Raw genomic sequence first — 9,506 nt, forward strand, 5'->3', positions numbered from 1 at the left:
GGGGGGAGCGACCCGGGCTATACGCTGACCCCTTGCCCGTACTGCTGGGGCTCTAGGAAACTCCCCAAGTTATCTGGTCCGGCCAGGTTACCGAGGGACCTTTACAGATGGCTCAAGAGCGGTGTGACCAAAGTATTCGGCCAGTACTCCCGCTTCCGAAAGTCATCGGACGGAAAAGAGGCCTTCGAACCTCATGATGAAGGCCTAGCCGAACATGAGCGAAAGACCCGAAGACTCTGAGCGATCCGATCCCTCTACGAAACCTGTGGCAGTGGTCGATCGAGAGAAGTACGACACGCTTGTCAGTGAGCGGGACTTCCTGTTGTCGGCCTATCTCCGGCGAAGGGTAGGTGGAATCATTGCGGCCTTCGTGTTCGCGACTACCGTAGCCATTGCGTGATTCTGAGGAGGGTTTGCTGTAGGACAGCGGACCAATGAAGAGTCGTTCAAGACCGTGTGCTCTCAGGTCGTGGACCAGGCCATGAAGAAGTTCGAACGGCACAGGAACACGACGACAAAGAACGGTCGTCCTTCTGCTGACAACACGGCTCGTCGCTGATCTCGCCCTGTCGCTCGACCCGGGCCTTTTTTTCTCCCTAACAGAAGCGGTTGTACAGCCAGGCAATAACGATCCCACCGACAGCCCCATCGATGAAAGCCCAGACTCCACCGATCAGGCTGCCGCCGAGACTTGGCCCAAAGCCCAAGTAAAGGGACCCCAGCAAATCGACCACTGGTCGGCCCCAGCCTACAGAGCCAGCCAGCCCAATGAAAATCACCCCCACTCCCCAGGTCAGCCCGAGAGATAAGCCCAGGCCTTTAATACTCAAAGACTGCATCATCTCCCCCATTCGCGCTAAAGCAAAAATCCCTCGCGCGACTTGAAACACCTTTCACACCTCTTGTAATGTTTTCGTATCTATTCGTTTGCCCACACAGTAGAAAAGAAGACCGCAAGGTTTTAGTGGCACTGGCAACTTTCGTCTGGAGCCGCACCCGGCATTGCCCTCTCGGGACTCTCGATCTCGCCTGGGATTGTTCCCGTCGAAGCCGCAATCATTTGCCGATTGAGCTTGACCAGCTCATCCAGTTTCTGGAGTCAGGAACAGCCGCCGGCCATTTTTTCCTTCATGAAAGGGACGATGTTGGAAATGGCCTTTGTGGCAAGAACCAAGAGCCCGCCCCCTATCACACCAAGAGCCGCGGCACATAGATATCCTTTGTTGTAAGAGTCTGTGTTATGCATCTTTCAATTCCTCCTTTCCTACTCGAGGCCTGCTCCGTCCAGTCCCCCTCCCTTCTCGATCGACTGCCAACGCGACAACGCGATGGACGCCAACCGATGTCTCCGTAAACAAACATATAGCACTGCAAGGAAGCAGCAATGAGGATGGTCAGGTATTGATATGATCTAGATCAGCTGAGCAGAATCCGGAGAATGGCGGCCAACCACACATTTAAAAATAGCTACTTACACCGTGTGATTCTTGGCACACCCATTGCAAAACCTCTTTAACAAGCGGAACTGCGGCGGAAACAGCGCCGTAGTTTCGAAGGAGTACGGGCCGTGAAGAACAGCTTCGGCCGGGTCAGCCGCAACGCGTCTGAGGAGATCCGCGTATGGCTCCAGGAGGACAAGGAAGGGGAGCTGCAGGTGGAACTCCGGGTCTACGACCGCTCCGCGCAGGGCGGTGGAATTTCCCTACCAGAACCGGAGGGGCTCGCCGTACCAATTCACGCGCTCTCGGAACTTTGCCAGATCCTGCAGCAGGTTCATGAACACCTCTTCAAAAAGGATCTGGTGGATGTCCCGTCCATGCGCAACTTGGTCACCGTGGACGACCCGATCAAACTACACCTCCTCGTAGACCCGCCCGCCCCTCAGCCCGATACCCCCAGCCAGCCCCCCGTGTCCGTCAAACTGCCTGTCGAGTGTTACGCCTTGGACGCCCCGGACACCTGGCCCGCTGAACAGGTGACCGGGGAAACCAGGGACCTGAGCAGCGAGGGCGCGCAGGTTTGGCTCCCCAGAGAGTTTGCCGCCGGTAGCCGGCTCGCCGTCCTCATCATCATCGGCAAACTGCACTTCCGAGGACATGCAGAGGTTGTGGGAACCGCGCCGAGCCCACAGGACGGAAGCTACCCACATAGCCTCCAATGGGTGTCCCTAAGTCCCCAAGCCAAGCATGCCTTGTCGAAGATCACCGACACCGCCAAGTAATCTTGGATTTGGTCTTCTTTGCGGACTCGGTCAATTCCAATTGTCATCCTCGAGCCAATTTGCGAAGCGTGGCAGACACGGTTAGGCGGTCGCGACATTCTTTTCATCTTGGTCTTGCTGTGGGGGGCCAATCGGAATGATCATCCATCCGACTATATAAACGACAACGACAGGCACGATCGCCGTCACCAATCCTATGAAAACCACCGCAAGCCGTATGAGCGTAGAATCGGTCGAAAATATCTCACCCAATCCACCGCAAATACCCGCGATCTTTTTGTCAGTTTGCGACCGATACAGTTTTTTCACGCTGATCTCCACAGCTTCACCGTGTTGTGGTGAGGCGACCGGAACGATGATCCACCCCACGATGTAGGCAACAATAATAGGGAGTATTCCGACTGCCCCGTTCGCAACGATAAGGATCACCGCTATAAAAACGAGGGCAAGCCTTATCAGCGCGGAATCGATCGAAAACATGTGACCCAATCCACCGCAAATACCGCCTATCTTTTTGTCTGTTTGAGAGCGATACAGTTTTTTCATGGCCTTCATCTGTTTCGATCCGAACGCATCATTGAGGGACGCGGCCATCTCCCAAAAAAGAACAGCCCGTTCCTGCAGCTCCTGAACGGGACTCAAGTATCCCCCACGCTGTCAGGGGTGTCAAGCTGCCGGCAATTCATTTCCCGCAAAAGAGAAAGCGCACGAGGCCGACTCCTGGCACAGCTTTTGCTCACTCCTGACCCTGGACCCTGATCAACGGGCCAGGAGGTGAGTGAATGAAGCGGATCGGGATAATGCTTTTGTCGGGTGTGTTTCTTGGTGCTTGTGCCGGTGGACCTGCGACCACGCGGGAGCGGGGGGCGGTCACCGGAGCTGCCGTCGGCGCTGGCGCGGGGGCAATCATCGGTAGTGCAAGCGGTAAACCCGTTCAGGGGGCGGTCATCGGCGGCGCGATGGGCGCGCTGGCCGGGGCCGTTATCGGGGATCAAGCGCAGGCACGGGAACGAGAGGCCGCCGTTCGGCATTACCCCCCGCCGCCACCCACTGCCGCCGGGCCGGCATTGCGGTATGAGCCCTCGTGGGGAGTGTACGTCGTCGAGCCGCATCCCCACATCCTTTTTTATGAAGGTCACTACTACTACTGGGATGGGCATGTATGGCACGCGACCATCCAGTGGGGCGGGACATGGTCTGTTGTCCGAGTCGTCCCTGGCCCTGTGGTGGAGGTGCCTCGCAGACACCTCCGTGGAGGGCCGCCTCCCTGGGCTGTAGCCAAGCACAAGCACAAACATAAGAAATGGAAAAAGAAGTAGTCACGTAAGACGGGCGATGAAGAGAGCCCCCGGAACACCTCCCGGGGGCTTTTCCATTTGTGCGGCGGACTAAGTGCTGTGACATAATGTTCCCTACGGAAAACCCGTTGACAAAGTGACAGGCTCTTCTTCGCCCCCGCTTCTTCCAACACCCTTCCTTTCTCTTCAGAATCGACCGCTTACTTTCCCGTCGGTCCATGGCACAACCGGTGCACCCCTCACCTGTGGTGGATCACGGGGCACCTCACGTGGGCGGACATGATGAGGAGAAGGAGGGTTAATCGGATGCGTAACCACAGAATGATAGTGTTCGGGATGCTTGTCGCCCTGCTCGGAGTGGCAGGATGCGCGACACCGGCTAACATGGTAGAGACCAAGGATCAAGGGACGAGTCACATCTACCACATCAGCCCCGGCCAGGCCTGGAAGATTACCAAGACCGTCTTCCACTGGGAAGCTTTCGACGTCATCGAGGAGCATCGAAGGAATGGCTACATGGTCGGCCGGAACGGCAACGAATGGGCCCCGTGGACATCCCTGACGATCGCATGGGTGGACAGGATTGACCGAAAGCACACCAAGGTCACCGTTGTCACGAAGCGACACGTGGGCGTCAAATCCGGGACGAGCGAAACCACTTTTCACAAGCGCTTTGCTCAAGCAATGCGGATGGTGAAAAAGGGTAAAATGCTTCCACCCGTCCCACCCTCATAAAGTCGCCTCAAGCGTACACGGGTCAAGAACAGACCGCCAAAGGATGATACTTTGGCGGTCTCTTTTTTTTGTCGACCTAGGGATGCTCGACGGGTGATTCGCCGGGTGAAAGAGAGAAGCGGTACGAGGCCGAGAGGAAGAAACCGAAGTCGGCCCCGGCATCACCCGAGGTGAAGAGATTCTCCATGATTCCTAGCTGGAGGCGCCAGGCCGGGGTGGGTGCCCAGCTCAGACCCAAGGCCGGCCAGTCGGTCCAACCGTCCAAAAAGTCCAGTTCCGTGTCGCGGAACGGTGGGCTGCTGGCGCTGAGCTGTCCCACGAGCGCCAGCGAAGGATTGAAGCGGTACTCGAATCCGAGCATTCCTGAAAAGATCGGGTGGACATTTAGGTCACTGTTCTCGAAATCGTCCGCTAAGGGTACGGTCATGTTGAGATTCCCGTACAGGCTCCACCGCTTGAGGGTCTTCTCAATGGCCAGGCCGAACGCGATATCCGGGCCGCCGCTCCCAAAGCCTGCCTTTGCATCGCCAGATGGGACCTTGACGGCGAAGCGCAGCGCCACCGCCGGGGTGGAGGCGGTCTCGCGTAGCGGGGGCGGGGCCCACTTGAGCTGAAACGCCACATCTCCCAACCCAATGCGGCCCTCGGATCCCTTGAGGATCGGCTCGCTGTTGCGAGACACGTCATACATGTACTCATTCCGCGCGTCCTGCTTGCGCTCCTCTGCGCGGATGTTCCGTTCGTAATGGATCAGTCTTTCAAACCAGTCGATGAACCCATCCATGAACTCCCCGTGCATGTAGATGATCGGCAGGTCAACGCCCGCCTCCCAGTCCTCGGCAAGGCCGACCCGTGCCTGAAGATTTGCATACGTCATCTCCAGGTCCAAACGGCCGTTCAGGCCGTCACGTCCTGTGCCCGCCGTCAACGTATTGGTTTCGGCAATATCCAAGCGCAGAAGAACTTGGTTGTAGTCCAGGGGCACCGCTCGCTCTGGCACGAACTGAAAGAAGAGGAGATGAATCGGCGATTGATTGCGAATGGCCAGGGGCCCGTGGACCTCTTCAGCCCAAACCTCTACCCCACCGGGAACAAGGAGAGTCCACGCGACGAGGCCGACCCCGATGACAGCATGGATGCATTTCCTCACGCGCGGCCAAATCAATGGGCTACTCAAAATCTCTCTTTACGCAGGACGGCTCAGTATCGTACCCCAGGTAGAAATAGGCATGCCACCGTCTTGAACCCTTGAGTGGTTGTCCTGACCAGATCGTCAAATGCACACCCTCGTGGCTGGTGCAATCCCTGAACGTTTCGCGAACACCGTCCCTGTCCAAATCAGCTACGACTTCGCTGCCTTTTGTCGAGAAAACGCTCGGCGAGGCAATAATGCCGAAACCAAACCGAACATCATTATGCTGGTGATCTATTTTCAAATCGTAGGTTGTAGACTTGGCGTTATCGAAGATGACTTGCTGGACTGTCTCGTGTTCAGCTGACGGGATCATGTTGACTTCGGCACAACACACGACTGATTGACCAGGAAGAGTTATTATGACGACCCGTGTATCTTGCCTAAGGTTGCTCCGTGGTATACCCAATATGAGATGGTTCTGGCTATCGCGGTAGACGACTCCTACCTTCGAGCTTATTCGGTTATCACCGGCTCCCTGTGCAAAACCCGTGATTGGCCAACCCATGAGGATGAGAAAGAAAAGTAGGCCGAGGAGGTAAACTAGAATATGGAGAGGCCGGCGAAGCCCGCAAAGATCACCGCCACACCAAAACTGAGCGGAAGAATGGAATATCTTCAAAGCAAAAAGCCTCCCGGGCCACACTAGCCGAAAGGCCGTTGCAACGATTATGCCAGAGGCTATTCCTCTTTCGGTTCGATCTCTACCTCTTCTGAAGAGACCTCAAGTCCTGGTTGACGCTGACCTGGGTTTCATGATAAGTGGAGGGTCTCACTCCCTCTCCACCTCTTCATTCTCATTCCGGGAGCGAATCGACATGCCACCACGAAAGCGGTCACGTCGGTCCTTCTCTCCCGAATGGGAGCACTACTATACCCTCACGCGCAAGGGGCCCTTTACGCAGCGAGAGGAAGCCAAGATCGCGGCTGCCTTCCGCTCCGTCGCGTTAACGATTGCCTCCCGGATCAGGAAGGACCGACACCTGACCAACTACCTAGAGCTCAGCGAGAAGGCCCCTGACCTGGCCCGGCGAGCGCTCTACCTTTTGCGGGCCCTGGACCTGGCGCAACAGGACGAGGATCCCGAGACCCGTCGGTGGGCCAAGGAGCACCGTCGGGGCCTGCAAAAGCTCCTGGACCTCCTCCAGCGAAGGAAACCTTCGAGAAACAGAAGCTCTGCCCCCCGCACTTAGACCCTCAAACATCCACACTTGTCCACACTTATCCACACATAACCCACACCTATACACACCTGTGCATAGCTTGCGCATAACTGCCGATAATACGCGGGGTTCAGGGCTACTTGCCCGTGAGGATATGAAGGAGAGTGGCCTCCGGCGGGATTTTCTTGTCCTCGGCCGAGGGACCGCAGGCTGTGGGCGACCGAGGGCTTTTGTCGGCGCCTCAGGCGGCCGAGCGCAGTAACTCGATCAGCACAATAATCCCGGCAAGAACGAAACGGTACACCACAAAGACCTTCAGCGTCCGCACCTGCAGGTAACGCAGCAGGAAAGCGATGGCGGCGTAGCCCACGATCGCCGATACCACAAAACCGACGGCAAAATCCATCGCGGACAGCCCCGGCGGCAAACCGAGTTTCCAGAGGTCCAGGCCCTTCTTGAGCGTGGCGCCGGCGATGATCGGTGCCGCCAACAGAAAAGAAAACTGTGCCGCGGACTCGCGGGTCAGATCGCGGTACAGCGCGGCGGCAATCGTAATCCCCGCCCGCGACGTCCCCGGAACGAATGCCACTGCCTGCGCCATGCCGATGACGAGCGCATCCTTAAAGCTGAGCGTCTCCATTGCACGCGTCAACGTCGGTCGCCGGTCGGCCACCCACATGAGCAAAGCAACACCCGCCAACATGCCCGCGACCAGCACAGGACTGCGGAAGAGAGTTTCAACATTGCTTTCCAGAAAGTACCCTGCGAAGGCCGCCGGCACGGTCGCCACAACCAGCACTCGGAAGAGTGCGAGGTTCAGTTGCATCTGGGGGAGTGCGGCTGGAGGGTCGGGAATCGGGCGCGGCCAGAGAACGTCTATCGCCGAACGCAGCGCAGCGCTGAGCAACGACCACCACGTGCGCGCGAAGTAGGCGAATACGGCCAGCAGTGTCCCCGCGTGCAAGACCACGTTGTACGTCAGCCCCGGGTCATGCCAGCCAAAGAACCACGGCACCAAAATCAGATGGGCGGTCGAGCTGATGGGCAGGAACTCCGTCAGGCCCTGCACCACCGCCAGGACAATGGCTTCAAGGAGGGTCATGCCGGAGATCGCAAGCGCTGGCGCACCTGTCCACAGAGATCCCCTCCAGGTGAAGGCTGTAATGCAGGGAGGGAAACTTATTAGACGAACCGCCGAAGGAGAGTGCCAACATGCCTATTCGTCATTCCTCAAGGCGGGGATGATCGACGAAAACCAAAAGATTATACTTTCCCGTGCGACTTGTCAACCACGCTCAGAGGGTTTTGACTTCTCTCGATGTTATTTTAATTAGAAGGCTCTGCGGAATCGATCGAGAAATCAGGTGTGTGCGCCGGTCCACGGCAAAGACAGCATTAGAAACGGCCCGTGACGACAGTTCGGGAGCGGCTCGCATCATGTTGAGTTCTCGACATTGGGGGATAACCAGGGCTGCCTTTTGGCCTAATCCTAATGTGACACGACCACTCTTTCGCATCTTCGAGAGAGGCTCCCGGGAGGAGGTTCGCCGGAACGTAATAGTTCTCTTTCAGGTTTCGCTCCTCAGAAAGATCGATGTATATCGTACCGGCAGCCACGCGAGCATTGTGTCGTGCCCCCGTAACAACGCACGACACGCTTGCACGCTCCCATGACGGATCCTGATTACTGATTTGGACGGGCACCAAGAATAGAAAGTCCGCTGCCAAGGCCGCCTGGCTCACGAGAAGGCACAACACGGCTATGGTCCCTGCCCGCGCCATCCTGCATAGCCGAAATTTCACGGTCAAATCTCCTACATCAAGTCGCCGGCTCACCAGCCGACGATCAAGAGACCGGGTGTCCTAATTCGCCGATACGTGCGGGTCTGCGCAGCAACCTGCACTGGCCTGGCCTGACGCTGTGGCTGGATTTCAGCCGGCACACCGGACTGGGGCCCGCCAGCGATGATGAGGCTGGGCGTTCTGATCCGCTGATAGCTGGGCGTCGCGGTAGCGACCTGGGCCGCGTTGGCGTTGCCGACGATGATGAGGCTGGGAGTCTTGGCACACTTATAGCTGCAGGTCGGCACAGCAGCCTGGGTCGTCCTAGCCGTACGCTGTAGCTGGATTTCAGCCGGCATAGCGGACCGAGCCCAGGTGCTGGTGGCCGCGATCAAGCAGGCCAGCGCCACCACGAACTCAAAACCCCTCAGGACCCAGTGTTTTCCCATTTCGACGCCGCAAGTTGCAATTTTCTTGCCGACGGGTCGTATGAGGAGGGAGTCCGTACGCCATATCTGGTTTTATTCGAGGAAGCGCTGGAGGAGAGTGTCTATGAGGAAAGAGTTCCTTGCCAATGTCTCCTTCCAGGAACCGCAAGCCGTGGACGACGTGGGGCACTTCGCGATGCGCCCGCGTCCACATCACGCCCGCCTCCATGGGCGGAAGACCGAGCGCCCCAGGAACCTTCAGTTTCACACAGGTCTGGGGGGGAACCGCCTGAGGGAGACGAACCATCATGCCGCCATCGCTGAGATTCTCGGCCCGACCCCGGAGGCGCGTGTCCGGAGGGATAACGCACGTAACTTCCAGGTCGACAGGGATGCGCACGGAGGTTCGGGGGTCCTGACCCGTTTGCCCGGCCAAGAGCTGCTCCCATGCAATGGAATTGGCCTCCGCCATCCTGGTGAACCGCAGGCCCATCAGGCCTGGTCATTTTATCACTTTTAGGGGGGATTTTGCCTTTCTTTTGGGTGCGTGGCCTGTTGGTGGACTGGATAAATGCTCCGCGAGTTTCTCGGCTGCACGCTTCCGGTCCTCGCGCCGGGCGAGTCCGTACCGATCGTAGACGTCGTCGGTCTTGTGGCCCGTGATCTGTTTCGCAACATCGTCTGGTA

General features: G+C 57.7%; 13 protein-coding genes. 6 read left to right on the forward strand and 7 right to left on the reverse strand.

What is annotated here, in order from left to right:
* Positions 1–214: 214 nt before the first annotated feature.
* On the forward strand, positions 215–400 hold the full coding sequence (locus tag O6929_09170; protein MCZ6480554.1) for a hypothetical protein: 186 nt from the start codon (positions 215–217) through the stop codon (positions 398–400).
* 196 nt (positions 401–596) lie between these two features.
* On the opposite strand, the gene O6929_09175 is transcribed toward O6929_09170, so the two are convergent.
* Together O6929_09175 and O6929_09180 are read right to left on the reverse strand one after the other, a co-directional pair.
* Positions 597–890 carry a bacteriophage holin gene (locus tag O6929_09175; GenBank protein ID MCZ6480555.1) on the reverse strand — a complete coding sequence of 98 codons (294 nt, stop codon included), beginning with the start codon at positions 888–890 and terminating at the stop codon, positions 597–599.
* A gap of 209 nt (positions 891–1,099) precedes the next feature.
* Positions 1,100–1,246, reverse strand: a complete 147-nt coding sequence (locus O6929_09180; GenBank protein MCZ6480556.1) for a hypothetical protein — start codon at positions 1,244–1,246, stop codon at positions 1,100–1,102.
* Positions 1,247–1,567: 321 nt separating this feature from the next.
* Here O6929_09180 and O6929_09185 point away from each other — a divergent pair, with 321 nt between their 5' ends.
* The gene (locus O6929_09185) at positions 1,568–2,221 is read left to right on the forward strand and encodes a PilZ domain-containing protein (protein MCZ6480557.1); all 654 of its coding nucleotides are present in this window, start codon (positions 1,568–1,570) and stop codon (positions 2,219–2,221) included.
* A gap of 81 nt (positions 2,222–2,302) precedes the next feature.
* Here O6929_09185 and O6929_09190 read toward each other — a convergent pair whose 3' ends face one another.
* Positions 2,303–2,863, reverse strand: coding sequence for a PspC domain-containing protein (locus tag O6929_09190; GenBank protein MCZ6480558.1), 561 nt, complete (start codon positions 2,861–2,863; stop codon positions 2,303–2,305).
* Between the two features lie 140 nt (positions 2,864–3,003).
* Between O6929_09190 and O6929_09195 the strand changes: the two genes are divergently transcribed.
* Positions 3,004–3,540 (forward strand): glycine zipper domain-containing protein, encoded by a 537-nt coding sequence (locus tag O6929_09195; GenBank protein MCZ6480559.1) that lies wholly within the window; start codon positions 3,004–3,006, stop codon positions 3,538–3,540.
* A gap of 285 nt (positions 3,541–3,825) precedes the next feature.
* The gene (locus O6929_09200) at positions 3,826–4,254 is read left to right on the forward strand and encodes a hypothetical protein (protein MCZ6480560.1); all 429 of its coding nucleotides are present in this window, start codon (positions 3,826–3,828) and stop codon (positions 4,252–4,254) included.
* Between the two features lie 76 nt (positions 4,255–4,330).
* Here O6929_09200 and O6929_09205 read toward each other — a convergent pair whose 3' ends face one another.
* On the reverse strand, positions 4,331–5,404 hold the full coding sequence (locus tag O6929_09205; GenBank protein MCZ6480561.1) for a DUF3187 family protein: 1,074 nt from the start codon (positions 5,402–5,404) through the stop codon (positions 4,331–4,333).
* Between the two features lie 860 nt (positions 5,405–6,264).
* Here O6929_09205 and O6929_09210 point away from each other — a divergent pair.
* Positions 6,265–6,639 (forward strand): hypothetical protein, encoded by a 375-nt coding sequence (locus O6929_09210; protein ID MCZ6480562.1) that lies wholly within the window; start codon positions 6,265–6,267, stop codon positions 6,637–6,639.
* A 211-nt stretch (positions 6,640–6,850) separates the two neighbouring features.
* Here O6929_09210 and O6929_09215 read toward each other — a convergent pair whose 3' ends face one another.
* Positions 6,851–7,711, reverse strand: coding sequence for an undecaprenyl-diphosphate phosphatase (locus O6929_09215; protein ID MCZ6480563.1), 861 nt, complete (start codon positions 7,709–7,711; stop codon positions 6,851–6,853).
* Between the two features lie 730 nt (positions 7,712–8,441).
* Positions 8,442–8,840: a hypothetical protein gene (locus O6929_09220; protein ID MCZ6480564.1), complete on the reverse strand. Its 399-nt coding sequence runs from the start codon at positions 8,838–8,840 to the stop codon at positions 8,442–8,444.
* A 103-nt stretch (positions 8,841–8,943) separates the two neighbouring features.
* Here O6929_09220 and O6929_09225 point away from each other — a divergent pair, with 103 nt between their 5' ends.
* A complete protein-coding gene (locus O6929_09225) occupies positions 8,944–9,339 on the forward strand; it encodes a hypothetical protein (protein MCZ6480565.1) in 396 nt (131 codons plus the stop codon).
* Here O6929_09225 and O6929_09230 read toward each other — a convergent pair.
* Positions 9,322–9,506: hypothetical protein (locus O6929_09230; protein ID MCZ6480566.1), on the reverse strand; the 185-nt coding region annotated here is incomplete at its 5' end. The genes O6929_09225 and O6929_09230 overlap by 18 nt on opposite strands.

This window comes from Candidatus Methylomirabilota bacterium (assembly GCA_027293415.1).
In the GTDB taxonomy this organism is placed as follows: domain Bacteria; phylum Methylomirabilota; class Methylomirabilia; order Methylomirabilales; family CSP1-5; genus CSP1-5.